We start from the raw sequence: 24,034 nt of genomic DNA on the forward strand, positions 1-24,034 counted from the left end.
CCTCCCTATCAATTTTTCGGTGAAACTGAAACACGATGGGCTGGTACATCTAGCAGCCTTATCACAGCTTCTTTTACCATTGCTTTAACTTGTATATTATCCACTCCTTTTGCTACGACGAGAACACCTCGTACTTTCGGTTTCTCTGTCCGTAAAACAACGGGAGTTTCTTTATCACCTTCACGTATAATGACAGTCTTTTCATCAAGAGACTCGTCCTCTACTTCCCTCTTACCGCCTGTTTTATCTGTTTCACCTGTTGTTTGTGAGCGTTTCACTGTATTTTTTTCTAAAATTTTTTCTTCAGATGAATCTAAATTCACCTTAATCGTTACGTCTTTTACTCCTGCTATTTCTTCTAAAGCAGCTTTTAATTCTTGTTCATACGCTTTTTCATATTTTTCTACATTTGACATACTATCATTACTTTTTTGTCCGAAAGTTGGTACGTCTTTTTCTTGGTTTTGAGTTTTTTGTTCTTTAAATACAGGTACTTCTTCTTTTTTACTTGAAAAGAGACTACTAGAAAACATAAGCAAAATTCCAAGTATGAGTAGGACAAGTAAAAACTTAGGTGTTACCTTTTTCCCCTTCTCGTTGCTTTCTTTTTGATCCCCATTCAATAAGTTTCGAAAAAATGAGAACTTCGAATTTTTATCTTTATTTTCCATTTACTCTACCTGTCCTCCCTTCCGTTTGAACTTGGATTTGTTTATTCTCTAGTTGCCACCTGCTTGAAAAGAAATCTTTCATTTCTACATTCGTTTCTTCTACCTTTTTTGGAGGTTCATTCGTATTAATTTCAATTGGCTTTACTGTTTCAATTGCGTCATTTTTACTGCGTTCTTTTTCTTTCAACGTCACAACAACAGATTGAATATCTTTGGCTGACTTTACTTCTTCTACCCTTTCCGTTGCGACTATTTGTATTTCAGAGACTGTCATACCATACTTTTTCTCAAACTCTTTTCCTACTTCTTTTTTCATTTTGGTAGCCATCTCTTCTAAACTATATGCACGTGTTAGAGCTTGTATTTCTTTTTTCTTCGAATCTATTGAATTTTTTACAGATCCCTCTGCTACATACTTTTCTTCATTAAAATTTGCGATTACTTCATTTACATCTGTTTGCAACAGTTTAAAAAGAGGTGTTAAAATTAATACAACTAATAGTAGACTTACGACGAATTTAACGTATTTTTGCAAATTCGAGTTTGGAAGAATAAGATGAAGCATTGTCGCTAAGAGTAAAAAAACGATAATATTTCTAATCCACTCTGTAACAAATTGCATACTCTTCACCTCCTATCGCATCATAAGCGTAATGTTCCCCGCAGCAATAATAATTGTGATACTTAAAAAGAACATAAATGATACGATAGCTAAGCAAGCAAACACGTAAATGATGCTTCGTCCAATGATATCTAAACATTGAATAATTGCTCCTCCGCCAACTGGTTGCAATACTGCTGCTGCGAATTTATAAATAAACGCGATACAAAAAATTTGAATCGCTGGAAAAGCGACAATTAAACATAAAATAACGAGCCCTATAATTCCGACTGTATTTTTTAATAACCCCGACGCACTAATAACAGTATCCGCTGCCTCTGTAAACATCCTTCCAACTACAGGAATAAAGTTCCCTGTTACAAATTTAGCAGTTTTCACAGCTATCCCATCAGCAACCGCTGTCGCTGTTCCTTGTACAGATAATACTCCTAAAAAAATCGTTAAAAAGATCCCGATAATCCCAACGCTAACGTTTTGCAGAAGCTTAGACAATTTCGTAACTTTATATTGATCACTCATCGTACTTACAATACTTAATATCGTTGCAAGTAATAAAAGTGGTAGAACGATGTAATTCATAAGAAGCCCACTCGTATTCATTAAGAAAATGATAATCGGATGAAAAAACGATACAGATACAACACCGCCTCCAGTTGCTATGAGTGCAAGCAAGATTGGTAATAGCGCTAATATGAAATCTACCATTGTTTGTATCGTTTCTCTTGCATATGTCATAACCACATAAAAACTATTTAAAGCAAAAATAATAAGCACCATATATACAACTGCATCGGCAATTTTACTTACACTACTCTTTGAAAAGGCAGATTGCAGTGATTGCAACAATGCACTAAAAATTGTGAGCATAATGAGTGTTCCAAGTAGCTTTCCATTTGCAGCAAGCTCGTGAAACAAATATTTTAATAAACCTAGCATCCATTCTTTTATAGAGAATTCTTTTTCTCCCTTTACAAACTCCATAAAGCTTCCTTTTTGACTCTCTGGTAAATAACCTCCATATTTTGTAACAAGCCCGTCCCAAAATTGCTTCACATCTTCAATTCCGAGCTTATCCAATTGTTGATCAACGACGTTTGTTTCTACAGGAGAAGCTTGTACAACAACCGGTAAAGAAAAGAAAAGGAAGCAAGCAAATAGCAGCTTAGCTCCAAACTTCCTCAACATTCACTCCCCCTTATCCCGTCGGTAAAAATCCGAGAATAGTTTCAATTACGACTGTCAAAATAGGAATTGCCATAACGAGAATTAAGATTTTACCAGCTAGTTCAATTTTCGAAGCGATTGCACCTTGCCCAGCATCTTTTGTAATTTGCGCTCCAAACTCAGCGATATAAGCAATCCCAATAATTTTCAGTAACGTTTCTACATAGACGTTGCTAACTTTCGCTTCACTCGCTACTCTCTCAATCATTTGTAAAATAGAGTGAATTTGATCGATTAAAATAAGAAACATTACGCTACCTACAAAAACAATAAATAACGATGTAATGCTAGATTTATGCTGATTCAAAACAGCTGCTAAAAACGTAGCAACGAGGCCTAATCCGACAATTTGTATAATTTCGATTCGAACCGCCTCCTTTACTGGAAGAGAAAGACACTTTTAATCTTGTCGAACAACGTATTAATTAAAAATGCAACATGGAATAGAATGACGACAAAACCGACAAGGATAACCCAATTTGCAATATCCTCTCGTTTTAATTCTTTTAATACGGTATGAATGAAAGCTAAAACAATGCCGATTCCGGCGATTTGAAATATTAATCCAACATCAATGGACATCGCCTTTCTCCCTCCTATAGCAGTAAAATTACGATAAGTAGCCCCGCTAGTACCCCTAAGCTCTTAATCATTTTTTCATATTGCAGTTGTAACGCTTTCGCTTCTTCTTCCTCTCTCTCTAAATGTGTAATACATAATCGAATATGTTTTTGTTGTGATTCACGATCATGTTGTCCAAGTGTTTCACCAAATTGCTGCAAGATTTCATACTCGGTTTGTTGAAATGCTGTTAACTTCCAATTCTCTTTCAAACTTTCTATCCAAGCTTCCCTTACTGTTTGTTCCCCGTTTTCTAGTTTTTTGGCGAAACTTTGAAATATCCAATTTAATGGCTTGGGCATTTGTTTAACTAATCGTTCGGCGGCTTCAGATAAAGGTGTGTGCCCATACATAATTTCTGCCTCTAATGATTGGAGTGCCGATTTTAATAGTCTAAGTTGCCGCGGCCTCTCACTATATCTTTTTGCGTATGAAAACCCGAAAAAAGTGCTGACCGCAACGATTAACACTGCACCAATTATTTTCACCATACGCCCCCAGCCTTTCGATTCGGTAGTACTGGTTTTCCATATCTATCTTTCACTTGCATAACTGTTCCTGGGCCTCTTGCTTTTGATAACTCCACAAACCTATCAAATATGCCAAGCTCCAGCACTGCCTGTAGCGATGGACGTTTCACAACATCATCATAAGAAAACCCGTGTGCACTTATAAAAAGCTGGACCCCTGCATGCACCGCCTCCATAATTGCTTCACTATCTTCTTTACGTCCAATCTCATCTACGATCAAAACATCTGGACTCATAGAACGAATCATCATCATCATTCCTTCAGCCTTTGGACATGCGTCTAACACATCTACTCGTGTACCAAATTCATACTGAGGGATTCCTTTCACACATCCAGCAATTTCTGACCGCTCATCAACAATCCCCACTTTGCAAGAAGGAATTTTCGACGTACCAACCCCTTGACTCATGCAACGTGCTACATCCCTTAAAAGTGTCGTTTTCCCCGTTTGCGGCGGGCCAATTACCATCGTGTTTAACCATCTTGATTCATACAAATACGGCAAAAGCGGCTCAGCTATTCCTATTTTTTGACGAGCAATACGAATATTAAATGAAGAGACATCACGAATCATTTTCACTGTACTTTTCTCTGTAATGACTTTTCCTGCTAGGCCAATTCTATGTCCTCCTCGAAGTGTCACATACCCACGTTTCAATTCCTCTTCCATCGTATAAATTGAGAATTGACTTAACTTATTCAATAAGTAACTTGCATCTTCTGCTGTAGCGATATAGTCATAAAAAAACACCTCTCCATGCGCAATACACTCTAGCGGTCTTCCAATTCGAACACGAATTTCCTCTAAAGTATTGTATTGCTTACAACTTTCAACTAACTGTTTCATCATTTTTGGTAAAACCTCTAATACTTCTTTCATAGGCTTCTCCCCACTATACTCGACTTACTATTTCAACAATGCGATAAAAATGCAGCCAATTCCAAGTGCCAGAAAAAAGAGTTTCAAGAAAGAAATTTCGCTCGCTACACTCGCTATGCCTATTGTCATTGTTAAAATTAATACGGTCGGTCCAACAAACGCCAACATACCATTTATAAACAATGCTTTCTTCGCATCATTCACGTAAAGCATAAGCAAAGCGGCGAATATTTCCGCGCTACCCGAAAACAACCGAAGTAACCCCATTACGAGCACGGATGTTTCCATTGCCGCTAGCCACTGTTTCATTCTCCCACCTTCTCCCGTAACGGTTACGAATTCTACATTCCAAAAAAGAATATATTTGTACAACCATATGCAGAGGTTGTCTATTTCAGAAGTAAAAACATAATTTTTCTCTAACACCTTTATTTAAATCTGAATATTCGTGTTTTTTAATGGTATATTATGGTATATTTAATTTAAAAGGGGTATAGACGATGCAGCACGTTACTTTATTACCACTTGATTTACGCTATGCAAATGTGCTTTTTGAGCTATCAAGTGAACCACACGTAAAAAATGCATTAGGAATACAGGTAGAAAAAGTCGAAGACACGAAAGCATTTCTTCTTTTTGCAATAGAAGAAGAGCGCCAAAAGAAGTCTTTATCGAGAATGATTGTAAATGAAGAGAATGAAATACTTGGCCTCACCACACTTAAACATATTAATTATGGGAAGAAACAATCTCACATTGGTAGTTGGCTTGGCTATCCATATTGGGGTAAAGGGTATAATGAGGCAGCTAAAAAAGAAATCTTTAAAATCGCTTTTTTAGACTTACAACTTACATACGTATTCACTGGTGCTAAAACGACTAACATTCGCTCGTTAAAAGCACAAGAAAAACTACCTTACATTTCATTGCATGTGAAAAACAAGTTTCCAGGCAAACATGCTGCACTGGAGAAAGAAGTAAAATCACCTTGCGTACTGCATGTCGTATCGCGTAAGAAATTTTTAAATTGGCTGGACGTACAAAATGAGGGGGGAAAATATGAAGGTTTTGAAAATTAGTTTAACAATTGTAGTAGAATTAGCTCTTATTTATCTTTTTTCATTATTGGTCGGTTGGTCATTTATAGAGACCTTTTTCCTTGGCAGTCTAGCAATATTTGCAATTATGTGGTTAATTATTATGAGTAACCATAGAAATAACATTACAGATCACGCAATAAGTAAAACATTAACTGGTGTTGAGACTGGTGAAATAAAACCATTTCAATTCATTTTCACACCATATATAGCGGGTACTCTTTCACTTGTTTTAGTTAGTTTTGTTGTCACCGCAATTTACTATATGCCCTATTTTCTATAAAAAAGCACTCGTGATAATCACGAGTGCTTTTTTACTATGCACGAGAAACGTATTTACCTTCACCAGTGTTGATGATAAGCATTTCGCCTTCGTTAATGAAGATTGGTACTTGTACAACAAGACCAGTTTCTAATGTAGCTGGTTTTGTTACGTTAGAAGCTGTGTCACCTTTAATACCAGGCTCTGTTTCTGTAACTTTTAATTCAACTGTGTTCGGAAGTTCAACACCAAGTACTTCACCTTGGTATGTCATAATAGATACTTCCATGTTTTCTTTTAGGAATTTTAATTCGCGCTCGATTTGGTTTTCACCAAGTTCGATTTGCTCATAAGTTCCGTTATCCATAAATACATGAGCCTCACCGCTCGCGTATAAGTATTGCATACGACGGTTTTCGATGTGTGCTTTTTCTACTTTTTCACCTGCACGGAATGTTTTCTCTTGAACAGAACCTGTGCGAAGGTTACGTAGTTTAGAACGAACGAATGCAGCACCTTTACCTGGCTTTACGTGTTGGAAATCAAGTACTTGCCAAAGGGCATTGTCCACTGAAATTGTTAAACCTGTACGAAAATCGTTTACTGAAATCATGTAAAAAAATCCTCCTGTGTATTACAAAATAATAAGTTCTTTTGGTGATTTCGTAATTACTTCATTACCTTCACTCGTTACAATGATATCATCTTCAATACGTACGCCGCCAATACCTGGAATATAAATACCTGGTTCTACTGTTACAGCCATACCTGGTTCAAGTACTGTATCAGAACGGAACGCTAAACCTGGCGCTTCATGGATTTCAAGGCCGATTCCATGACCAGTAGAGTGTCCAAAGTATTCACCATATCCTTTTTCCGTTATGTAATCACGCGTTAATGCATCTGCCTCGCGGCCTGTTAAACCAGCTTTAATACCGTTTACACCACGTAATTGTGCTTCTAAAACGACATTATAAATTTCTTTTAATTTATCAGATGGTTCACCGACTGCAATTGTACGAGTAATATCAGAACAATACCCTTTGTAATAAGCGCCGAAGTCTAATGTAACGAAATCTCCTGTTTCTATCACTTTTTCAGATGCCACGCCGTGCGGTAATGCCGAACGAAGACCTGAAGCAACGATAATATCAAACGAAGAAGATGTTGCTCCTTGTTTTCTCATGAAAAATTCAAGTTCATTTGACACTTCAATTTCAGATACTCCCGGGCGAATGAATGATAGAATATGCTCAAAGGCAGCATCTGCAATCTGTGCAGCTTCCTTTAATATCTTAATCTCTGAATCAGTCTTTATCAAGCGTAACTTTTCTACAAGCCCAGAAGTCGGGATAAATTCAGCTTCGATCGCCTCATTATGCGTTACGTAAGAGCTATATGTAAGAGTATCCTGCTCAAAGCCAAGCTTTTGAATTCCAAGTTCTTTCACTTGCTTTGCAACTTCATCAATAATTAATCCTGCATGCTGCACGATTTCATATCCAACAGCTTGTTTACTAGCCTGCTCTACATAACGAAAATCCGTAATAAATTGAGCACGCTCTTTTGAAATAAGTACAACCCCAGCTGTTCCAGTGAAGTTAGCCATGTATCTACGACTATGTTCATTTGTTAATAAAATACCGTCGATACCAGCCTCAGCAAATGCGCTTCTTAATCTTTCGATTTTCTCCATGACTTTATGCCTCCCTTAATTTCTCCATTAATGCAAATAACGCTAACTTATAGCCATAAAAACCAAATCCAACAATTTGTCCTGCACAAACAGCCGCCGTCACAGATTCGTGACGGAACGATTCACGCTGGTGAATGTTAGAGATATGTACTTCAATAACAGGAATCGAAATGCTCGCAATTGCATCTCGAATTGCATAGCTATAATGCGTAAATGCTCCAGGATTTAAAATGATCCCTTCATATATATCTTCAGCCTCATGAAGACGATCGATAATCGCACCTTCATGATTCGATTGGAAACATTCTAACTCCACTCCCATTGTTTTTGCTTCTTGCTTCATATCTGCTTCAAGTGTCGCTAACGTGCCCTTTCCATATACATTTACCTCACGAACACCGAGGCGATTTAAGTTAGGACCGTTTACGAGGAGTAACTTTTTCATATTCTTAAAACTCCTTAATATTAAATATCTATACAACATTTTAACATAGGAGTTACTTATTTGAATAGTTCGTCTTCTCTTCTCCTTCTTGCTCCGCTTTATTACTATTTACTGCGTAAGAAACAGAGTATGCAATAAACACACCATACAATATAAAAATACATATTGTCGTCACAATCGTCTCTTTCGGCAAATTGAACGCACTTTTAATAACAGGTGCCATTAAACCCATTCCGAAAAACAGTAACGCCCACCAAAATAGCCCATAAATAATCCCTGGAATGATTCCTTCAAATTTCGCCAAAAACGCTTTATACAAAAAGGAAATCAAGATTGAAAGAAGTCCCATGCAAACAATTCCTGACAGATTGCCCCATATCCCTTCTTTCCAACTCCCAAACGCAAATGGTAACAGTAAATAATTAGGTCCCGCTTCCGTGAATGAAAATATATGAAGGAAATACCATATTCCTCCCCAAAAAATTCCACCAAACAAACCGATTTGCACATAATTCCTTGTTCCTAATTGTTCTTGACTCACATCAACACCTCCGCTCAATAGTATGCCCGAAACTATTTTGAAGCATGTTTAAATACTGCGAAATTTGTCTATAAAAAGAATAAGAAATGTCCGACTCTCGTAACATTTTCTCTTGTCATATACTTGTATTTGTCGATAAAATAAAGGAAACTCGGTGATTGTCTTATTTCAAAACGACAGAACCCAGTATGACAATTGCCTCTTTTTCTACATAAGAGAGAAACAAATACAGGTTGGTGTTAACATGGCAGAAGAGTCAAAACAAATATATGGCGGGCAAGCAGTCATAGAAGGAGTTATGTTTGGCGGTAGAGAATATACTGTTACAGCGGTTCGTCGTAAAGATAAATCGATTGAATTTTATCGATTACCACGCGTTCGTAATAAAGCATTATCTATCCTAAAAAAAATTCCATTTTTACGAGGTATTGCCGCCATTGTGGACGCAAGTGCGAATGGAGCAAAGCATTTAAACTTCGCTTCAGAACGATTTGATGTCCACCCAGAAGATGATGAACAAATTGCAAATAAAAAGAAGAACAATCAAAATTAACGATGGTATTAGGAGTTGCAGCAGTTGGCGTTTTATCTTTCATATTCGGTAAAGTCATTTTCACAGCAGTTCCTGCACTATTAGCTGAATTAACGAGACCGATTTTCCCATCTCATACAGGGCAAATCATTGTCGAAAGTGTCATTAAGCTCATGCTACTATTGAGCTATATATACTTTATTTCTTTAACCCCACTTATTAAACGGGTATTTCAGTATCACGGTGCAGAGCATAAAGTAATTAATGCTTATGAGAATAATCTTCCTATGACTGTAGAAAACGTCCAAAAGCAAACCCGCCTCCATTATAGATGTGGTAGTAGCTTTATTATATTTACAGTCATTATTGGAATGTTTGTTTATTTCCTCGTTCCTACAGATCCACTTTGGGCACGAGTAATAAACCGAATTTTATTAATTCCAGTCGTTCTCGGCATTTCGTTTGAAGTACTACAATTTACGAATCGATTGCGAGACATTCCTGTATTACGCATACTTGGATATCCCGGATTATGGCTGCAACTATTAACAACGAAAGAACCAACAGATGATCAAGTGGAAGTAGCTATTGCATCGTTTGAAGAATTATTACGTTTAGAAAACAAACAATAATTATTTAAAAATGGTGTTCAACTCCTCTCCTCATCGTTAATATACTAATTTTAATATATGTTTTTAGGAGGTGTTCCTTATGAACGGTCGTTCGTTTACTTTCGCTATATTTGTGCTTATAATTGGATTAGCAATATTCGGCCTTGTTTCATCTGTAATTACAAATCCAATGGGTGTATTAAGAAATATCGGGTATATGTTACTTGTTGTCGGTATCTTTTACTTGCTATACAAGATGTTTACTAATTCCAGTGGTTCTGCAAATTCGCAAAGCTCATATAAGCGCGCTGCAAAACAATCGAACCGCAAACATGGGAAACAAAATGTAGCACCCCTAAGCAATTCATTCTTGAAACGAAATACTTCTGATGACAAGGGCAAAAAGGGTAATTCTCCATCGTTGAAACGAAAAAGAAAACAATCTCATTTAACTGTCATTGAAGGTAAAAAGAACAAAAAGAAAGACCGTGCTTCCTTTTAGGAAATACGGTCTTTCTTTATACTTTCAAGCACTTCTTTCAAAGTTTTATCTATCATACTTTCAATTCGAAGGTGATGATTTTCAAATGGTAAATTTCTTGTCACATCATTTGGAACAACGACGCATTTTAATCCTGCCGCAACCGCTGCTTTCAATCCATTTAATGAGTCTTCAAATACAACAGCTTCTGATGGTTCAATTCCTAATTCCTCTATTGCAATTCGATAAAGTGCTGGATCTGGTTTTACCTTCTCAACATCTTCTCTCGTTTTAATTACTTCAAAATAATCTCGAATCTGTAGATCTTCTAAAAAACGAACAACCCATTCTCTAGATGAACTAGAAGCTAATGCGATTTTCAATCCCATTTCTTTCGCTTCTTCTAAATATTCTTTTACCCCATCACGCGCTTCTGGTATTTTCATTTTCTCTTTATGTAAAGTCGTCACCTTTTCTTTTAGTGCACGCTCGTTAAACTTTTCTTTTAATTGTTCCTTTAAATATGCATAAAGTACATTATCTGTCGTTCCAATACATTTCGCAAATTCCTCTAAAGGTAACTCTCCGCCGTACTCACGAACAGCATCTCTGAAAGAGTGAAACCATATTGTTTCTGTGTCCACAATTAATCCATCAAAATCAAAAATAATTGCTTTCATAATTCTCCCGTCCTTTTCGATTGAAATAAAAAAGGAAACGCCATCCGTTCCCCTTAATTACTTTTCTCTTCATTTGCTTTTTGAACACCACGAAGTGTTTCTACTCGAACCTCATCTTGTTCAAAATATTGTACTAAATCACCGATACGGTCAATTGCTTCCCAACTTAAATGATGTTCAATCCCTTCAACATCATTGTAAATCTTGCTTTCATCCAAACCAATAATACGCATAAACTGCTCTAGCAAGTCATGACGATATACGAGACGTTCTCCGATTTTTTTACCTTTTGATGTTAATACAAGCCCTCTATATTTTTCATAAATTAGATATTCATCTTTGTCTAATTTTTGCACCATTTTTGTTACAGAGGATGGATGTACACTAAGCGCTTCAGCAATATCAGATACGCGGGCATAACCCTTTTCATCAATCAACAAATAAATTTGTTCAATATAATCTTCCATACTAGGGGTAGGCATCGGTTTCCTCCATCCAATTTCATTTTGCTTATTCCGAACGAAGCAATCAATAAAATGATACACCAGAAAGAATAACGTGACAAGGTAGAAACGAGCCTAAATCTGCAAAAGAGAAAAGAACCCGCATTCAAATACAAGTTCCTTTCATGTGAAATATTGAATTTCTGCGTCAGGAAAAAAGTGACGAATATATCCTCGAATCGTTTCCTCCAATACTTCTGCATCATCTTTTTTATAGACGTATTTCCCAATACCGTATCGTCCCCATTTATATTTCCGCTTCTCTTCGTCCATTTCAAGTTTCGTATTCGGATAACGCGCTTGAATGACCTTTTTTGCCGGCTTCGTAAAGCGATGCTGAATTAATTCAAACGTTAAATTTGGTATCACCATATCTTTCAAGGCATTGTATAATCTCTCAAACAATTCACGATACCCCTCTTCCCATCCTTCATGCATATAAAGTGGCGCAACTATAAAGCCAAGTGGATAATTAGCCCCTGCCACTTTACGAGCAGCCTCAATTCTCTCTTCGAACGGCGATGTCCCCGGTTCAAAATTTTTAATCACATAACGTGAATTAATGCTAAATCGAAAACGCGTTTTCCCATTATGCTTTGCATCTAATAAATGATCAACGTGCGAATATTTCGTAACGAAACGTAAACGCCCATGCTCACTTTCTCCCATAAATTCGATCGTTCGCTTTAAAGCATGCGTTAAATGATCAATTCCAACGATATCTGATGTACACGCCGCTTCAAATCTTGTTATTTCTGGTGCCCTTTCATCCATATATTGCTGTGCCTTCTCAAATATTTCATCTAGATTCACATATACACGAACGTAAGGTTTACTACCAAGGGTCGTTTGCAAATAACAATAATGGCAATGTCCCATACACCCTGTTGCAAGCGGAATTGCATATTCAGCTGACGGCTTTGACGTATCAAACTTTAATGTCTTCCTCACCCCAACGACAAGCGTTGCCTTTGCATTGCGATACTTTTGCAAATCATTTTCACCTGGCAAATTTCTAATTTGATTATGGGATGTCGTTTCACGAATTTCTAATCCCATCTTCGTAAACTTCTCATACAGCTCTTTTCCAAGTGGATATTCGAGTGCCTTCGGTTCAAAGTAAACAAGTTTTGGCATAAACGGTTTCATATACTTCCCTCCTCTCGTTAGTATGGAGAACACGGAAAAATTAAAACGCATTAAAGTTTTCCACTTCAGTAACTTGCGTTGCAAGGCAAGTTACCTGAATAAAAGGTGGGGAAATCATACATAGCCAAATGTTAAAAGGTGTACTCGAAGGTTGCATCCTATACATCATTTCGCAAGAAGAAGTGTATGGATATGAGCTGAGTACAAAATTAAATAAATACGGCTTTACATTTGTCAGCGAAGGAAGCATATATCCGTTATTGTTACGTATGCAAAAAGAGAGGCTAATTGAAGGAACATTAAAAGCTTCCTCACTCGGTCCAAAGCGAAAATATTATCATGTAACCGATAAAGGAATAGAACAGCTTGAAGAATTTAAACAAAGCTGGGGAATGGTTTCGACAACGGTGAACAACTTATTACAGGGAGAGTGATAGGGATGAATGCGCAAGACATGATTGAATTGAACAACAAAAAACGCAAACTTCTAACATTTGAAAACGAAGCTTCTTATGGCGATATGCTAGTATATCTTCGGTTATCTAACGTACCTGAACAACAAGTAGAAGAACTATTATTAGAAATATTAGATCATCTCATCGAAGCACAAAGAGAAAATAAAAATGCTTATGATATTTTCGGCAATGACTTACAATCTTATTGTGATGAACTCATATCGGCTTTACCAGCTCAAACAAAGTTAGAAAAAACTTCTTTAATCGGTTTTGTTATTAGCTTACTTCTTGCTATACAGTTTGGAATGGACGCCATTGCTTCTCTTTTCATTTTCTTTTTTGAAAAGAAAACCGAAATAATAAGTCCACCTTTTAGTATCCTGGGAACCACTTTGTCTGTTTCACTAATTGTACTAGGAATCCTACTTATTTTATATTTACTAAAGCGTTACTCCTTTAATCAAAAGATGAATTGGAAAAGACGAATTCTATTTGGTATCGCTTTTGCTACTCCATTTTGTTCAGCTGTATTCTTAAATATTTATTTTAAAAAGCAACCTTATCTCATTTACCACCTAACCTTTTGGCAAAACGCCTTAATTGCTATCTTATTTTTCATTTTATATAAATTACTATACAAAAAATCAAATTTTTAACAGCCTTTCAAAAGGCTGTTTTTCTTCTGTCTAATTTTACAAATTGAAAAATTTCATAAAGAAAATAAGAAAAATGCAAAATAATTAAAGTTAATTGTTGACGTGATGCTTTTATTATCGGTATCATAAATCTTCGTGAGCAATTATTTTTCGTTATACGATTTTTTTATTATTACTGAATTTTTGAGAGGAGAAATTAGATGTCAGTTAAGAAGAAAACGCAAGTACGCACCGGCAAAATGGTACGTGAACTAATGTTAGCAGACGAAGATGTAAATGCTTCGCTAATTATGGTATACAGTGAAAACGGTGTAAACGCAGAAATTAAAATCGAGGGCTTAACGCCGAAATGTAACGAAGAATTATTTTTGAGCGGAAACGTGGATTGGAACAAGAGTGTTATTTATAAAATTGTTGATTTCACTGGAAACGCTGAAGTTGGTAAAGTTACATTATCAGCGATGAACAAAAACAATGTTTCTCTAGAAATAGAACGCGTTATGTGGAGTAAAGAAAATAAAGAGGCTGCTGGTCAAGAAGAAACACCGGTAGAAGCCACACCGAAAAAAGAAGTAGTTGTAGAAGCTCCAAAAGCAGTTACACCTGCTCCTAAACCTATTACGCGTGTAGAAACACCTGCTATGGCCCCTAAGCCTACTCCGGTACCGACGCCGAAGCCAGTAAGCGTAGAAGCAGCTGTAGAACTAACTACTCCAGCACCTGTGAAAAAAGTAGTCCCTACTTCAGTTACAAAGCCAGAGACAGTACCGGTTGCTCCAGCAAAACCGAAACAACCTGCTTTGACTGAAACAAATTCAAAACTACAAGAAAATTATGTGAAACTCGTGAAAAAGACAATTGAAGTTTGTCAAGATTACGAGCTTGGCATCGACATAGATGATTCTATTGAAGGCTTAAAAGAAGAACTACAAAGCCAAGGTATTAGCGTTACATTCGACAAAGAAATTATGGACGTTGTAAATCGCCTTCGTTCTTTACAAGATAAAGGAATCAAAGTAGAAAAAGTACTTAATTTACTATAAAAAATAAGAGATGGCAATCGCCATCTCTTATTTTTTATAATTCCATTCCTTACTTTCATACTTTTCTTTTGCTAACGTTTGAACTTCATGTAACTGTTCTTCTGTTAATTCATATGGCACAAGCTCTATATCCAATCCTTTTTCAAACCCAACCTCGAACGCTTTAATTAACTGTTCGATCGTAAATGTACGGTCTGTCAATTTATTAATTGCTACCGCTTTAGAAGAAAACATACTTTTCATACGTTCTTTCACACGTTCATTTGGGAATAAAAATAGGTCGTATAGTTCGTCTAAATCTATTTCTAACGGAATCGATCCGTGCTGTAAAATAACACCTTTTTGACGTGTTTGAGCACTACCTGCGATTTTTCTTCCTTCAACTACAATTTCATACCAAGATGGCGCATCAAAACATACTCCTGAACGCGGATTTTTTAAATTCTCACGATCCGCCTCTGTTTTCGGAACTGCATAATACGCTTCTAATCCTAATGCCTTAAAACCGTCCAATAAGCCTTGCGAAATAACGCGGTATGCTTCCGTAACTGTTTTTGGCATATTTGGATGATCTTCAGACACAATAACACTGTACGTTAATTCTTTGTCATGTAGTACACCCCTGCCGCCTGTTTGACGACGAACGAACCCATATTTCTTTTCGTTAACTACATCCATATTTATATCTTTTTCAACACGCTGGAAATACCCGACTGTTAATGTTGGTACTTCCCATTCATAAAAACGAATTGTTGGTTGCATCTTCTTTTCACTTTGCCAATTTAATAAACATTCGTCTAACGCCATATTAAACGCTGGTGAACATTGACCAGAGTTAATATAACACCATTTTTCTTTTCCCATCCTACACCTCATATAACCAATTATTTTTCACATTCTCTAGTCTACCAAATTCGACAAAATTTGTGAAAGAATACGAAATTTCTCCTTATATACAAATGAATCTGTTGCATAAATACATATGGGCATTATAATATTGAAAGTAGGATAAGAAAAAAGGGAGCGATAGAACCGTGTCAACAACTTGGATTATTTTATTAGCCGTAATCGTAGCGTTCATCGGTTACACTGTATGGATGTATTTCTATCAGAAAAAATTAATTAAAACTCTTACAGAAGAAGAATTTCGCGCTGGCTACCGTAAAGCACAGCTTATCGATATTCGCGAAGCAGACGAATATAACGCAGGACACATTTTAGGTGCACGTAACATTCCGTTATCACAAATTCGCCTTCGTCATAAAGAACTTCGCCAAGATCAACCTGTTTACTTATACTGCCAAAGCGGATTCCGTACAGGCCGTGCAGCTCAATACTTAAAAAAACAAGGTTACAAAGATTTCTACCAATTACAAGGTGGATTTAAATCTTGGACAGGTAAAATTAAAAAGAAATAACATACAAAAACTAGCTGCATGCTGCAGTTAGTTTTTTATTTCATATTGTTTGCAATGTAATATAGATTCTTTTTTATTACATCTGCATCGTTCTCTTCTACATTACGATATAATAACTGATATTCAATCCCCTTTTCTTTCCATAGAAGCGTAGCAAATTCCTCTCCTCTCTCGAAGTCATCTTTATTTTTAAAATAAGCAGACGCTCCATTATTCAATTTCATTTGTTCTTGAAATCGCTTTTCTTCTACAAAATCCGGAAAACTGTAAGGGAAATTTGCAACAGTTAGCTCAATATACTCATGTCTACCTTGCTCCTGTTGTTTATATTTAATCGTTAAGACAGCATTCTTCTTTTCAATCGTTCTTACTTCACCCAACACATCACTCGTAATGTCATACGGTAAAAAGGTAGGAACTTTAAATTTCGCCGGAAAATATTTTGGAAGTTCTTTTAACGGAATCGGATCCGTAACGCGATCTGTAGCCCCACCTGTTGTTCCCACAAATGTTTTTTCTTCTTGCATCGTTTGCTGAAATGAACATGAGCTAAGTAATACACTAGAAAACACGAAACAAATGATTCCTTTTTTCAATTTGTTTCCGCCCTTTCATACCGCCCTCTTAACGAACAAAGCGTTTATATGTTGTTCATATTCGCTTGAATGCCACACTCCACCTTTGAAAACTTTCCTCGTTATTCTCACACATTTTGACAAAACTGCTTTCAAACAAACAGAAAGACTTCGCTATTCTTACGCCCAAACGAAATGGTTACGCGAATAATAGAAGTCCTATTTATAACATAGATTGTGAAAAGCTTTTCAGGTCAAGATTTTTTCATTCTACTTATTTTCCCTTTATAATAAGTAAAGAGGTGATCCATATGGCCAATATAAAACAAATCGCTAAAACTGCTGGTGTATCTATATCAACCGTTTCCCGTGTCTTAAATAATCACCCTTACGTAAAAGAAGACAAACGGAAACGAGTTCTAGAGGCGGTTGAAGAATTAAACTACGCAAAAAATATAAATGCTATTCATTTAATAAAGGGGAAAACATATACAATCGGGGTTATGCTCCCTTTCATTAATGTCCCTTACTTCAGTACCATTATTGAAGGAATCGGAAACGAAGCGTTAGCAGCTGGATATCACATTAATTTATGCCAAACAAATTACGATAGTATTGAAGAAATTCGTGTTCTTGAAATGATGAAAATGAAACAATTTGACGGGATGATTATTTGTTCTCGAACGAGTTCATGGGAACAAATCGAACCTTTCGCAAAATTCGCCCCTATTATTTCATGTGAAAAAATGAACCACCCCCTCATTTCATCTGTCTACGTAGATCATTATGAAGGATTCCGGCTCGGTACTGCATATTTACTAAGTAAAGGCCATGAAAAAATCGGAATTTGTTTAGCAAGAAAAACGAGTGTAAATTCTATGGAACGTGAAAAAGCGTTTGCTGATACACTTCATAACGAAGGTCAAACGTTACATCCTGAATGGATTTTTCATCAATGCTATACAATGCAGGACGGAGCACAAATACTCCACCGTATTTTACATATGAAAAATCGTCCAACTGCTATTTTCACAGCGAATGACCAAGTAGCTGCCGGTTTATTAACAGAAGCAAAGAAACATGGTGTTCGCGTCCCTGAAGATCTCGCTATTTTAGGATTCGATAACCATGAAATTTCAAAGGCGTTAGAAATTTCGACTATTGAACACCCTGGTCTTACGATGGGATCACGTGCTTTTACCTTATTCCATAAACAGATGCAGGACGAACAAATAACCGGGAACTCAGAAGAACTTCCATTCCATTTAATTGAGCGAAAAACAGTCTGAAAAGGAGCGTTAACTATAGCACTCTTTTTCAGCTTTTCACCTATTGACTTTGTGTTTTTTATCTCATATAATAAACCTAACGAACGGTAGGTAGGGGATGAAAATGACAGCAAATCGCATTAAAGCTGTAGCACTTTCTCATTTCGCACGCTACGGCTATGAAGGAACTTCATTGGCAAATATTGCCCAAGAAGTTGGGATTAAAAAACCATCGATTTACGCACACTTTAAAGGAAAAGAAGAGCTATATTTCATATGCTTAGAATCTGCTCTTCAAAAAGATTTGCAGAGCTTCACAGGCGATATCGAAAGCTTTTCCAATTCGTCCACTGAAGAATTGCTATTAAAATTATTAAAAGGCTACGCAAAACGATTTGGTGAAAGTGAAGAATCAATGTTTTGGTTACGAACTTCTTATTTTCCGCCTGATGCATTTCGCGAACAAATTATTAATAAAGCAAATGTACACATTGAAAACGTCGGAAAACTTTTATTCCCGGTATTTAAAAGAGCAAGCGAACAAGATGAGCTGCATAACATTGAAGTAAAAGACGCCTTAGAGGCTTTTCTATGCTTACTCGACGGTCTTATGGTTGAACTACTATACGCAGGTTTAAATCGTTTTGAGACACGTTTAGACGCTTCTTGGAAAGTATTTTGGCGCGGACTTTCAAACTGACGGATTGCTCCTTTGCAATGCGTCGTTTTTAAGCCCTTTACCTAACGACTGGTAGGAAGGAGAAATGACATATGGCATGGATTTATGTAATCATCGCTGGTATTATTGAAATCTTTTGGGTGATTGGACTAAAAAAAGCGGAGGCACCACTTGAGTGGGCTGGTGTTGCGCTATTAATTACAATTAGTTTCGTCTTATTATTTAGAGCTTATAAAGATTTACCTGTCGGCACTGTATACGCAGTCTTCACAGGAATCGGAGCGGGCGGAATCGTTCTTACAGAAATTTTCATCTTCGGAGAACCGTTCTCTATCGTAAAAGTTTTATTAATCGGTTTAATCTTCTTCGGAGTAATTGGTTTAAAACGAGTAACAGAAGAAAAAGAAACGAAGGAGGCCGCATAAAATGGCTTGGGTATTTTTAATTCTAGCTGGTATTTGTGAAATTATTGGTGTACTCTTTATGAAAGTAGCCACTGAAAAGAAAGGCTGGGCACCAAAAGTTATTTTAATCGCTAACTTCGGCGTAAGCTTCTTCTTCTTATCCCTTGCGATGGACACATTACCGATGGGAACTGCTTACGCGATTTGGACTGGAATCGGAACTGCCGGAAGTGCACTTCTAGGCATTCTTATTTTCCGAGAATCAGCGGATTGGCGTCGTCTTGCCTTCTTAAGCTGCATTCTATGCGGCGCTGTTGGCTTAAAACTATTAAGCTAACGTGAGGTGAATGTCATGTGGAGAGAAAAAGGAAAACAAATGTTAGCATGGATCACACTCGTGATCGCCATTCTACTGCAAGTAAGTTTTCATATAATAGAATGGTTGTTTCATAAAGTATTATCCATTCTTGCATTCCTTCCGAACATGACACTTGAAATTTTATCTATCGTTTGGTCCATTATCGCTTCCATTGCAATCGTAATTATATGGAGTATCGCCAAGCTATATAATAAGTTATTTAAAAAGGACAGTTACTCTGAAAAAGAGTAACTGTCCTTTTTTATATAGATTCAGACTTTCTATAGAAGTTTGATGTGATAAGACAAAGCAGACCAACTACGACAACACTCATACCAATTCCTTTATGCAAACTAGGAAATAGCATTGGTATATCCGAATAAAAGTTTGCTAATATGCAACCAATTGAAACTAAAAGTATTCCTATTCTATATAACCATTTTCTTTTGTTCATCATTCTCCCTCCTAAAATTTTTCATACACTCCTTCCTTTTGGACATACTACCTAAAAAAGGAGTGGATCCTATGCAAAATTCTATACATAAACAGATCCTATTTTTATTTTTCCTCTTTCTCATTCTCATTATCGTTTTCAGCTTTATATTACATACTCCAAAAGATGTTGTACCGAATAGCCTCTCTGTTTATAAACTATTACTTTCATATTGTCGATATTGAAGAAGGTGCCTTTTATGAGGCACCTTTTAAAATTCTCTCTTCTCATACAATTTCATTGAAACGAAGGCAGATACTATGAACATGCATATTGAACTAACGAATAATAAACTGTTATATAGTTGGATTTGTTCCAGGTTGATTTCAAAGAACATAGTACAAATGGCTGTCGGTGCTATTAGCATGAAAAGCGTAATAAAAATAGCTTTTTTATATGCTAGCCAAAATGATATCGGTAAAACCAAGCTTAAATATATTAAAATAAAGCTAATACTAGCAACCATTGTCGTTTCAATAAATTCAAATAGGTTAACCCCATTCTTCATTCCCATCGTGAAACAACCGACTATTACACTTATAAAAAGAATAATAATTGCTACTATATATTTCGCATACACAATTTGTTTTCTCAATATTGGTAAACTATTTACTATCACTTCACTCTCATTTTTACTATCTGCTTCAAATGTTTTTACTGTTGCCCCAATTGTAATAATTACTGACATAATTATGAACAGATTTTCCGTATCTGTTAAGGCCATATAAAAGAAAATAGGATACAGTATGTACCAAATTAAAAATTTCCATTGAATGATGAAACCTTTTAAAATTAATTGCTTAATCATGTATTACACCTCCTAACATGAAAATGCCACTTCTATAACTCTGCCTCTTGAAACATTTTCATTGAGAGTAACATTGATATGACTATACTTACTAACACTCCGATACCAAGAACACTCATCGCTACTGTAGCATCCTCAGAGTGAAGTACTTTTAACATAATTGTTTTATCACCAAAAACATTACACATAAGGCCAATCATACCTATTAAAGGAAAAATCATAATTACATACAAGACAGTAGTAGCTTTATTTCCTCCGATGTAATTAGTAGGTATCATTATCACACAATAAATCAAAGTTGCTACTATTGCTGAAAACATTGCATATCCAGGAATAACTATATCTCTGTCCAACAAAATATTTCCTAATATTACGACTATAAAAGTTGTACTCAAACCGACTATAATAAATAATGTAGTTGAAATATATTTAGCTATAACTATCTCTTTTCTCGTTATAGGCAAACTCACTAATACTTTTTCTGTTTTACTTTTTTCTTCATAATAAAAAGAAATATATATAATCATACTACATGTCATAAATAATCCTATTGCAATCCCCATCGGTTCTACAGAATTCCTAAAAATCGATAAAACGGGTATTAAAAAATAGAAAGGAATCATCTTCTTCTGTAAGAAAAACTCCTTCAAAATTAACTGTTGCATATGAATTCTCCTCTCTATAAATCACGGGCTCCATAAATTTTAATTGTTAGAAACATAGAAGCGATATAAATACTAACTAATGTAATGAATCCAACTATAAATACACCAATATGCATAGGATTCATAATCCACTCAATGAATGAAGGTGCTATTCCATTGATCTCATCACTAATAAATATCCAAAGTATCCCTCCGACTCCTATTGAGGCTGCTGATACTATACTTCTTACTACCTTCGACTTTGTACCATAATAACTAGGGAAAAACGTGACAACCAAAAATACGGCGTAAACAGCTCCATTTATTATTTCATACCACGGAATTTCAATGTATAGATTAGGATGATATGCACCGATATCACCGATGACCACAATGCCTCTTATAAGAAAAACAACTAACATCGTAGAGAGCATGCCACCTACAATAAATATTGCACAGGAAATATATCTAGCAATTATGATATCCTTTCGACTTAACGGTAAACTATTTATTACAATGTCACTTTTATTCCTTTCATCCATATAGATTAGCGTCATAACGGAGGAAAGGGTTATAAATAGACAACTCATCGGAAATAACAATTCACTCCCGGGCTCAAGTAAAAAGAACATAAGGGGCATAATAAGATTCACTAACCAAGTTACCCGAAAAAAGAACAAATCTTTATAGATGAGCTGACGCATAGGCACCTCTCCCTTTCGCAGTGTAAACGATAATATCATCTAATGTAGGCTTTTCTAGTACAACCTCATTTCCAAACCAATCGATAATTACTTGTTTATCCTTCGCTAAACCTTCAAAACCAAATTTATTTTTTCGTAATCCAACAAATAGCTCTTTTCCTTCTCGATCCAATAAATCATTACTTCCCTTTACGATTACGTAGCTCTCCATTAATTCATCTTTCTCACCAGTAAATATAATTTCCCCATCGTTGATAAAAGTAATATAATCTGCGATGCGCTCTAAGTCTGTTGTAATGTGCGTTGAGAATAATACAGATACTTCATCTTCCATTACAATTTCTTGCAATATATCAAGCAATTCACTTCGAACAACTGGGTCCAATCCTGCTGTTGGTTCATCCATAATAATAAACTCTGCATGATGCGAAAGCGCGATGGCAATCGCAAATTTCATTTTCATCCCTTTAGATAACTCTTTAATTTTTTTATACTTTGGAACTTGTAATCTCTCCATATACGATTGATACTGACATTCGTCCCACTTTTTATATAGCGGTGCAATAATACGCTTCATTTGTTCACACGTTAAATCTTCGTAGTAATGATTTTCATCATATACAAAGCCGATATTTTGTTTTATTTCCTTTTCTGCTTTCTTATTGTCCTTGCCAAAAATTTGTATATCGCCGCTCTCTTTTCTAATTAAATTCATAATCATTTTGATCGTCGTACTTTTCCCAGCACCATTCGGTCCGACAAATCCCATAATATATCCACGTGGCAGCGTAAAACTTATATTTTTCACTGCAAAATCTTGATATCTTTTACAAACGTTTTTTAGCTCTAACATTCCTTATTCCCCCTCATATAAACACGCAATCATCTGCTGTAAATCTTCAAGTGAAAGCTGCAACACTTTACTTTCTCTCACAATTTCTTCAGCCTTACTTTCCAATAAACGTAAGCGCTGTTCTTTTAATAGTTCATTGTTTTTACGTGAAACATAAGTCCCCTTCCCAGCAACAGTTTCTATATATCCTTCTTTTTCAAGTTCCTCGTACGCACGCTTCGTTGTAATTACACTAATTTGTAATTCCTTCGCTAAGCTACGAATAGACGGCAGTTGGTCTCCCCCCTTTAAACCACCATTTAAAATAAGCTGGCTTAATTGTTTCCTTATTTGTACATAAATAGGGTCTTGGGAAGAATTCGAAATAATAATATTCATGTTTTCCTCCAGTGTGTATATACTGTATATATCTTATATATACAGTATATGCACACCATCCTATTTTTGGCAAGAAAAAAAGACCAACATTTTCCTGTTGGTCTTTCGTATATGTATCACTTTTCAAAGCGATCTAACATTTCGTCTCTCATTCCGAAACTAACAACCGCAATTCCTACATACATAAACAGAAGGAATGCCGGATGAACTGTATTGTACCAGCTGCTATCAACAATTAAATAAATCGTTAACGCCACAACAAGAACAAACGCTAAAATAAACATATAAAAGTGTCTTGTACTACCCATGATAAACTCCTCTCTACTCTCTGCACCATTCAACAGTATATTTTATCGAATAATTCGATATGACTCAAGGTTAACTTTCTTTTATGTAATCAAGTTCTACCTTTACAATGTCCTCACATGCTATTGAAATGATTGTTCCTTGTTTATCAATCGCCGTCACTTCTCTATTATCCATTACACGATGTGCTACTCTTTCTAACACTTTTCCTTGGTCTCGATAGCAAAATTCTTTTACATCTTTAATTGTTTCTCCATTTTCTAAATGGTATACCATTCTATAACATCGATATCCCACACTTTCACCCCCGCCTTGCTCGTTTTTTCACATATACATAAAAATGAGTAATTTTTGCCTCATCACATCTTCTTAATTTCAATAAAATTCTAACAAAAATAAATACTTTTATCAAACCGACTTTTTCAACAAAACTACCTATAAAACTA

At 35.9% G+C, this 24,034-nt stretch carries 37 protein-coding genes and 1 pseudogene; 13 read left to right on the forward strand and 25 right to left on the reverse strand.

Translation table 11 applies throughout. The features are described 5' to 3' along the window. Positions 1 to 8: 8 nt before the first annotated feature. Genes spoIIIAG through BTOYO_RS07245 form a run of 8 tightly spaced genes read right to left on the reverse strand, consistent with a single transcriptional unit; the run spans position 9 to position 4,858 of the window. Positions 9 to 671 carry a stage III sporulation protein AG gene (gene spoIIIAG, locus BTOYO_RS07210; protein ID WP_000428106.1) on the reverse strand — a complete coding sequence of 221 codons (663 nt, stop codon included), beginning with the start codon at positions 669 to 671 and terminating at the stop codon, positions 9 to 11. After that, the gene (spoIIIAF, locus tag BTOYO_RS07215; RefSeq protein WP_001161042.1) at positions 661 to 1,293 is read right to left on the reverse strand and encodes a stage III sporulation protein AF; all 633 of its coding nucleotides are present in this window, start codon (positions 1,291 to 1,293) and stop codon (positions 661 to 663) included. The genes spoIIIAG and spoIIIAF overlap by 11 nt, the downstream gene beginning before the upstream one ends. A gap of 12 nt (positions 1,294 to 1,305) precedes the next feature. After that, entirely contained in the window at positions 1,306 to 2,478 is a 1,173-nt protein-coding gene (spoIIIAE, locus tag BTOYO_RS07220) for a stage III sporulation protein AE (RefSeq protein WP_000944633.1), read from the reverse strand. Between the two features lie 10 nt (positions 2,479 to 2,488). Beyond that, complete coding sequence (spoIIIAD, locus tag BTOYO_RS07225) at positions 2,489 to 2,872, reverse strand: stage III sporulation protein AD (RefSeq protein ID WP_077393170.1); 384 nt, start codon at positions 2,870 to 2,872, stop codon at positions 2,489 to 2,491. Positions 2,873 to 2,895: 23 nt separating this feature from the next. Continuing rightward, positions 2,896 to 3,099, reverse strand: coding sequence for a stage III sporulation protein AC (gene spoIIIAC, locus BTOYO_RS07230; RefSeq protein ID WP_000020914.1), 204 nt, complete (start codon positions 3,097 to 3,099; stop codon positions 2,896 to 2,898). Positions 3,100 to 3,113: 14 nt separating this feature from the next. Further along, the gene (gene spoIIIAB, locus BTOYO_RS07235; RefSeq protein WP_015000953.1) at positions 3,114 to 3,629 is read right to left on the reverse strand and encodes a stage III sporulation protein SpoIIIAB; all 516 of its coding nucleotides are present in this window, start codon (positions 3,627 to 3,629) and stop codon (positions 3,114 to 3,116) included. Next, the gene (gene spoIIIAA / locus BTOYO_RS07240) at positions 3,623 to 4,549 is read right to left on the reverse strand and encodes a stage III sporulation protein AA (protein WP_000665879.1); all 927 of its coding nucleotides are present in this window, start codon (positions 4,547 to 4,549) and stop codon (positions 3,623 to 3,625) included. Before spoIIIAA ends, spoIIIAB begins: the two co-directional genes overlap by 7 nt. Before the next feature lie 27 nt (positions 4,550 to 4,576). Beyond that, positions 4,577 to 4,858, reverse strand: coding sequence for a YqhV family protein (locus BTOYO_RS07245; RefSeq protein WP_000816054.1), 282 nt, complete (start codon positions 4,856 to 4,858; stop codon positions 4,577 to 4,579). A 191-nt stretch (positions 4,859 to 5,049) separates the two neighbouring features. Here BTOYO_RS07245 and BTOYO_RS07250 point away from each other — a divergent pair, with 191 nt between their 5' ends. Together BTOYO_RS07250 and BTOYO_RS07255 are read left to right on the forward strand one after the other, a co-directional pair. Then, positions 5,050 to 5,628 carry a GNAT family N-acetyltransferase gene (locus tag BTOYO_RS07250; protein WP_001164999.1) on the forward strand — a complete coding sequence of 193 codons (579 nt, stop codon included), beginning with the start codon at positions 5,050 to 5,052 and terminating at the stop codon, positions 5,626 to 5,628. Then, a complete protein-coding gene (locus BTOYO_RS07255; RefSeq protein ID WP_000866179.1) occupies positions 5,609 to 5,929 on the forward strand; it encodes a hypothetical protein in 321 nt (106 codons plus the stop codon). Before BTOYO_RS07250 ends, BTOYO_RS07255 begins: the two co-directional genes overlap by 20 nt. Positions 5,930 to 5,963: 34 nt before the next feature. Here BTOYO_RS07255 and efp read toward each other — a convergent pair whose 3' ends face one another. Genes efp through BTOYO_RS07275 form a run of 4 tightly spaced genes read right to left on the reverse strand, consistent with a single transcriptional unit; the run spans position 5,964 to position 8,590 of the window. After that, positions 5,964 to 6,521 carry an elongation factor P gene (gene efp / locus BTOYO_RS07260; RefSeq protein ID WP_000626519.1) on the reverse strand — a complete coding sequence of 186 codons (558 nt, stop codon included), beginning with the start codon at positions 6,519 to 6,521 and terminating at the stop codon, positions 5,964 to 5,966. 21 nt (positions 6,522 to 6,542) lie between these two features. After that, on the reverse strand, positions 6,543 to 7,604 hold the full coding sequence (gene pepQ, locus BTOYO_RS07265) for a Xaa-Pro dipeptidase (protein ID WP_000411034.1): 1,062 nt from the start codon (positions 7,602 to 7,604) through the stop codon (positions 6,543 to 6,545). A gap of 4 nt (positions 7,605 to 7,608) precedes the next feature. Continuing rightward, positions 7,609 to 8,049 carry a type II 3-dehydroquinate dehydratase gene (gene aroQ, locus BTOYO_RS07270; RefSeq protein WP_000735144.1) on the reverse strand — a complete coding sequence of 147 codons (441 nt, stop codon included), beginning with the start codon at positions 8,047 to 8,049 and terminating at the stop codon, positions 7,609 to 7,611. A 52-nt stretch (positions 8,050 to 8,101) separates the two neighbouring features. Beyond that, positions 8,102 to 8,590, reverse strand: coding sequence for a YqhR family membrane protein (locus BTOYO_RS07275; RefSeq protein WP_000076902.1), 489 nt, complete (start codon positions 8,588 to 8,590; stop codon positions 8,102 to 8,104). Between the two features lie 244 nt (positions 8,591 to 8,834). Here BTOYO_RS07275 and BTOYO_RS07280 point away from each other — a divergent pair. Together BTOYO_RS07280 and BTOYO_RS07285 are read left to right on the forward strand one after the other, a co-directional pair. Then, a pseudogene (locus BTOYO_RS07280) lies at positions 8,835 to 9,754 on the forward strand (DUF1385 domain-containing protein). Between the two features lie 79 nt (positions 9,755 to 9,833). Next, positions 9,834 to 10,235: an SA1362 family protein gene (locus BTOYO_RS07285; RefSeq protein WP_001014465.1), complete on the forward strand. Its 402-nt coding sequence runs from the start codon at positions 9,834 to 9,836 to the stop codon at positions 10,233 to 10,235. Here BTOYO_RS07285 and BTOYO_RS07290 read toward each other — a convergent pair. From BTOYO_RS07290 to splB, 3 genes are all read right to left on the reverse strand, one after another. Continuing rightward, a complete protein-coding gene (locus tag BTOYO_RS07290) occupies positions 10,232 to 10,894 on the reverse strand; it encodes an HAD family hydrolase (protein WP_000643926.1) in 663 nt (220 codons plus the stop codon). The two genes, BTOYO_RS07285 and BTOYO_RS07290, sit on opposite strands and share 4 nt — an antisense overlap. Positions 10,895 to 10,947: 53 nt before the next feature. Continuing rightward, positions 10,948 to 11,376, reverse strand: a complete 429-nt coding sequence (mntR, locus tag BTOYO_RS07295) for a transcriptional regulator MntR (protein WP_001143071.1) — start codon at positions 11,374 to 11,376, stop codon at positions 10,948 to 10,950. 144 nt (positions 11,377 to 11,520) lie between these two features. Beyond that, entirely contained in the window at positions 11,521 to 12,546 is a 1,026-nt protein-coding gene (splB, locus tag BTOYO_RS07300) for a spore photoproduct lyase (protein ID WP_000802126.1), read from the reverse strand. Between the two features lie 116 nt (positions 12,547 to 12,662). Here splB and BTOYO_RS07305 point away from each other — a divergent pair, with 116 nt between their 5' ends. The 3 genes from BTOYO_RS07305 to BTOYO_RS07315 all read left to right on the forward strand — a co-directional run bounded on the left by BTOYO_RS07305 (position 12,663) and on the right by BTOYO_RS07315 (position 14,700). Then, positions 12,663 to 12,980: a PadR family transcriptional regulator gene (locus BTOYO_RS07305; protein ID WP_000556090.1), complete on the forward strand. Its 318-nt coding sequence runs from the start codon at positions 12,663 to 12,665 to the stop codon at positions 12,978 to 12,980. Positions 12,981 to 12,985: 5 nt separating this feature from the next. Next, complete coding sequence (locus BTOYO_RS07310; RefSeq protein ID WP_000993594.1) at positions 12,986 to 13,657, forward strand: DUF1129 family protein; 672 nt, start codon at positions 12,986 to 12,988, stop codon at positions 13,655 to 13,657. A gap of 200 nt (positions 13,658 to 13,857) precedes the next feature. After that, entirely contained in the window at positions 13,858 to 14,700 is an 843-nt protein-coding gene (locus BTOYO_RS07315) for a hypothetical protein (protein WP_000111888.1), read from the forward strand. A 27-nt stretch (positions 14,701 to 14,727) separates the two neighbouring features. On the opposite strand, the gene BTOYO_RS07320 is transcribed toward BTOYO_RS07315, so the two are convergent. Then, positions 14,728 to 15,564, reverse strand: a complete 837-nt coding sequence (locus BTOYO_RS07320; protein ID WP_000514090.1) for a lipoate--protein ligase family protein — start codon at positions 15,562 to 15,564, stop codon at positions 14,728 to 14,730. A gap of 170 nt (positions 15,565 to 15,734) precedes the next feature. Between BTOYO_RS07320 and BTOYO_RS07325 the strand changes: the two genes are divergently transcribed. Further along, the gene (locus BTOYO_RS07325) at positions 15,735 to 16,118 is read left to right on the forward strand and encodes a rhodanese-like domain-containing protein (RefSeq protein ID WP_000108653.1); all 384 of its coding nucleotides are present in this window, start codon (positions 15,735 to 15,737) and stop codon (positions 16,116 to 16,118) included. A gap of 35 nt (positions 16,119 to 16,153) precedes the next feature. Here the strand turns inward: BTOYO_RS07325 and BTOYO_RS07330 are convergent, their stop codons facing one another. Continuing rightward, complete coding sequence (locus BTOYO_RS07330; RefSeq protein WP_002048959.1) at positions 16,154 to 16,690, reverse strand: hypothetical protein; 537 nt, start codon at positions 16,688 to 16,690, stop codon at positions 16,154 to 16,156. Positions 16,691 to 17,004: 314 nt separating this feature from the next. On the opposite strand from BTOYO_RS07330, the gene BTOYO_RS07335 reads away from it, so the two are divergent. From BTOYO_RS07335 to BTOYO_RS07355, 5 genes are all read left to right on the forward strand, one after another. Next, positions 17,005 to 17,982, forward strand: coding sequence for a LacI family DNA-binding transcriptional regulator (locus BTOYO_RS07335; RefSeq protein ID WP_001273954.1), 978 nt, complete (start codon positions 17,005 to 17,007; stop codon positions 17,980 to 17,982). 97 nt (positions 17,983 to 18,079) lie between these two features. Then, entirely contained in the window at positions 18,080 to 18,661 is a 582-nt protein-coding gene (locus BTOYO_RS07340; protein WP_002005730.1) for a TetR/AcrR family transcriptional regulator, read from the forward strand. Positions 18,662 to 18,732: 71 nt separating this feature from the next. Then, complete coding sequence (locus BTOYO_RS07345) at positions 18,733 to 19,065, forward strand: DMT family transporter (RefSeq protein WP_000312340.1); 333 nt, start codon at positions 18,733 to 18,735, stop codon at positions 19,063 to 19,065. Position 19,066: 1 nt separating this feature from the next. After that, complete coding sequence (locus BTOYO_RS07350; protein WP_000312621.1) at positions 19,067 to 19,381, forward strand: DMT family transporter; 315 nt, start codon at positions 19,067 to 19,069, stop codon at positions 19,379 to 19,381. Positions 19,382 to 19,396: 15 nt separating this feature from the next. Then, the gene (locus BTOYO_RS07355; RefSeq protein WP_000267969.1) at positions 19,397 to 19,654 is read left to right on the forward strand and encodes a DUF3975 family protein; all 258 of its coding nucleotides are present in this window, start codon (positions 19,397 to 19,399) and stop codon (positions 19,652 to 19,654) included. A 10-nt stretch (positions 19,655 to 19,664) separates the two neighbouring features. On the opposite strand, the gene BTOYO_RS07360 is transcribed toward BTOYO_RS07355, so the two are convergent. The 8 genes from BTOYO_RS07360 to BTOYO_RS07395 form a co-directional block, all read right to left on the reverse strand. Beyond that, positions 19,665 to 19,856, reverse strand: a complete 192-nt coding sequence (locus BTOYO_RS07360) for a hypothetical protein (protein ID WP_001042435.1) — start codon at positions 19,854 to 19,856, stop codon at positions 19,665 to 19,667. 250 nt (positions 19,857 to 20,106) lie between these two features. After that, the gene (locus tag BTOYO_RS07365; protein WP_000595355.1) at positions 20,107 to 20,703 is read right to left on the reverse strand and encodes an ABC-2 transporter permease; all 597 of its coding nucleotides are present in this window, start codon (positions 20,701 to 20,703) and stop codon (positions 20,107 to 20,109) included. A 32-nt stretch (positions 20,704 to 20,735) separates the two neighbouring features. After that, positions 20,736 to 21,368 (reverse strand): ABC-2 transporter permease, encoded by a 633-nt coding sequence (locus tag BTOYO_RS07370; RefSeq protein ID WP_001186575.1) that lies wholly within the window; start codon positions 21,366 to 21,368, stop codon positions 20,736 to 20,738. 14 nt (positions 21,369 to 21,382) lie between these two features. Then, the gene (locus BTOYO_RS07375) at positions 21,383 to 22,051 is read right to left on the reverse strand and encodes an ABC-2 transporter permease (RefSeq protein WP_001249435.1); all 669 of its coding nucleotides are present in this window, start codon (positions 22,049 to 22,051) and stop codon (positions 21,383 to 21,385) included. After that, a complete protein-coding gene (locus BTOYO_RS07380) occupies positions 22,032 to 22,904 on the reverse strand; it encodes an ABC transporter ATP-binding protein (protein WP_000891283.1) in 873 nt (290 codons plus the stop codon). The genes BTOYO_RS07375 and BTOYO_RS07380 overlap by 20 nt, the downstream gene beginning before the upstream one ends. Positions 22,905 to 22,907: 3 nt before the next feature. Continuing rightward, positions 22,908 to 23,282 carry a GntR family transcriptional regulator gene (locus tag BTOYO_RS07385; protein ID WP_001021357.1) on the reverse strand — a complete coding sequence of 125 codons (375 nt, stop codon included), beginning with the start codon at positions 23,280 to 23,282 and terminating at the stop codon, positions 22,908 to 22,910. Positions 23,283 to 23,398: 116 nt separating this feature from the next. After that, a complete protein-coding gene (locus BTOYO_RS07390; RefSeq protein WP_000535934.1) occupies positions 23,399 to 23,590 on the reverse strand; it encodes a hypothetical protein in 192 nt (63 codons plus the stop codon). 70 nt (positions 23,591 to 23,660) lie between these two features. Next, positions 23,661 to 23,864 carry a DUF3929 family protein gene (locus BTOYO_RS07395; protein ID WP_002039587.1) on the reverse strand — a complete coding sequence of 68 codons (204 nt, stop codon included), beginning with the start codon at positions 23,862 to 23,864 and terminating at the stop codon, positions 23,661 to 23,663. Positions 23,865 to 24,034: the final 170 nt, after the last annotated feature.

The organism is Bacillus toyonensis BCT-7112 (assembly GCF_000496285.1).
Classification (GTDB): domain Bacteria; phylum Bacillota; class Bacilli; order Bacillales; family Bacillaceae_G; genus Bacillus_A; species Bacillus_A toyonensis.

Coding starts and splice junctions, on each gene's coding strand:
- spoIIIAG (WP_000428106.1), bottom strand. CDS start 671: ATGGAAAATAAAGATAAAAATTCGAAGTTCTCATTTTTTCGAAACTTA.
- spoIIIAF (WP_001161042.1), bottom strand. CDS start 1,293: ATGCAATTTGTTACAGAGTGGATTAGAAATATTATCGTTTTTTTACTC.
- spoIIIAE (WP_000944633.1), bottom strand. CDS start 2,478: ATGTTGAGGAAGTTTGGAGCTAAGCTGCTATTTGCTTGCTTCCTTTTC.
- spoIIIAC (WP_000020914.1), bottom strand. CDS start 3,099: ATGTCCATTGATGTTGGATTAATATTTCAAATCGCCGGAATCGGCATT.
- spoIIIAB (WP_015000953.1), bottom strand. CDS start 3,629: ATGGTGAAAATAATTGGTGCAGTGTTAATCGTTGCGGTCAGCACTTTT.
- spoIIIAA (WP_000665879.1), bottom strand. CDS start 4,549: ATGAAAGAAGTATTAGAGGTTTTACCAAAAATGATGAAACAGTTAGTT.
- BTOYO_RS07245 (WP_000816054.1), bottom strand. CDS start 4,858: ATGAAACAGTGGCTAGCGGCAATGGAAACATCCGTGCTCGTAATGGGG.
- BTOYO_RS07250 (WP_001164999.1), top strand. CDS start 5,050: ATGCAGCACGTTACTTTATTACCACTTGATTTACGCTATGCAAATGTG.
- BTOYO_RS07255 (WP_000866179.1), top strand. CDS start 5,609: ATGAAGGTTTTGAAAATTAGTTTAACAATTGTAGTAGAATTAGCTCTT.
- efp (WP_000626519.1), bottom strand. CDS start 6,521: ATGATTTCAGTAAACGATTTTCGTACAGGTTTAACAATTTCAGTGGAC.
- pepQ (WP_000411034.1), bottom strand. CDS start 7,604: ATGGAGAAAATCGAAAGATTAAGAAGCGCATTTGCTGAGGCTGGTATC.
- aroQ (WP_000735144.1), bottom strand. CDS start 8,049: ATGAAAAAGTTACTCCTCGTAAACGGTCCTAACTTAAATCGCCTCGGT.
- BTOYO_RS07285 (WP_001014465.1), top strand. CDS start 9,834: ATGAACGGTCGTTCGTTTACTTTCGCTATATTTGTGCTTATAATTGGA.
- BTOYO_RS07290 (WP_000643926.1), bottom strand. CDS start 10,894: ATGAAAGCAATTATTTTTGATTTTGATGGATTAATTGTGGACACAGAA.
- mntR (WP_001143071.1), bottom strand. CDS start 11,376: ATGCCTACCCCTAGTATGGAAGATTATATTGAACAAATTTATTTGTTG.
- splB (WP_000802126.1), bottom strand. CDS start 12,546: ATGAAACCGTTTATGCCAAAACTTGTTTACTTTGAACCGAAGGCACTC.
- BTOYO_RS07310 (WP_000993594.1), top strand. CDS start 12,986: ATGAATGCGCAAGACATGATTGAATTGAACAACAAAAAACGCAAACTT.
- BTOYO_RS07315 (WP_000111888.1), top strand. CDS start 13,858: ATGTCAGTTAAGAAGAAAACGCAAGTACGCACCGGCAAAATGGTACGT.
- BTOYO_RS07320 (WP_000514090.1), bottom strand. CDS start 15,564: ATGGGAAAAGAAAAATGGTGTTATATTAACTCTGGTCAATGTTCACCA.
- BTOYO_RS07335 (WP_001273954.1), top strand. CDS start 17,005: ATGGCCAATATAAAACAAATCGCTAAAACTGCTGGTGTATCTATATCA.
- BTOYO_RS07340 (WP_002005730.1), top strand. CDS start 18,080: ATGAAAATGACAGCAAATCGCATTAAAGCTGTAGCACTTTCTCATTTC.
- BTOYO_RS07345 (WP_000312340.1), top strand. CDS start 18,733: ATGGCATGGATTTATGTAATCATCGCTGGTATTATTGAAATCTTTTGG.
- BTOYO_RS07350 (WP_000312621.1), top strand. CDS start 19,067: ATGGCTTGGGTATTTTTAATTCTAGCTGGTATTTGTGAAATTATTGGT.
- BTOYO_RS07355 (WP_000267969.1), top strand. CDS start 19,397: ATGTGGAGAGAAAAAGGAAAACAAATGTTAGCATGGATCACACTCGTG.
- BTOYO_RS07360 (WP_001042435.1), bottom strand. CDS start 19,856: ATGAACAAAAGAAAATGGTTATATAGAATAGGAATACTTTTAGTTTCA.
- BTOYO_RS07365 (WP_000595355.1), bottom strand. CDS start 20,703: ATGATTAAGCAATTAATTTTAAAAGGTTTCATCATTCAATGGAAATTT.
- BTOYO_RS07370 (WP_001186575.1), bottom strand. CDS start 21,368: ATGCAACAGTTAATTTTGAAGGAGTTTTTCTTACAGAAGAAGATGATT.
- BTOYO_RS07375 (WP_001249435.1), bottom strand. CDS start 22,051: ATGCGTCAGCTCATCTATAAAGATTTGTTCTTTTTTCGGGTAACTTGG.
- BTOYO_RS07380 (WP_000891283.1), bottom strand. CDS start 22,904: ATGTTAGAGCTAAAAAACGTTTGTAAAAGATATCAAGATTTTGCAGTG.
- BTOYO_RS07385 (WP_001021357.1), bottom strand. CDS start 23,282: ATGAATATTATTATTTCGAATTCTTCCCAAGACCCTATTTATGTACAA.
- BTOYO_RS07390 (WP_000535934.1), bottom strand. CDS start 23,590: ATGGGTAGTACAAGACACTTTTATATGTTTATTTTAGCGTTTGTTCTT.
- BTOYO_RS07395 (WP_002039587.1), bottom strand. CDS start 23,864: ATGGTATACCATTTAGAAAATGGAGAAACAATTAAAGATGTAAAAGAA.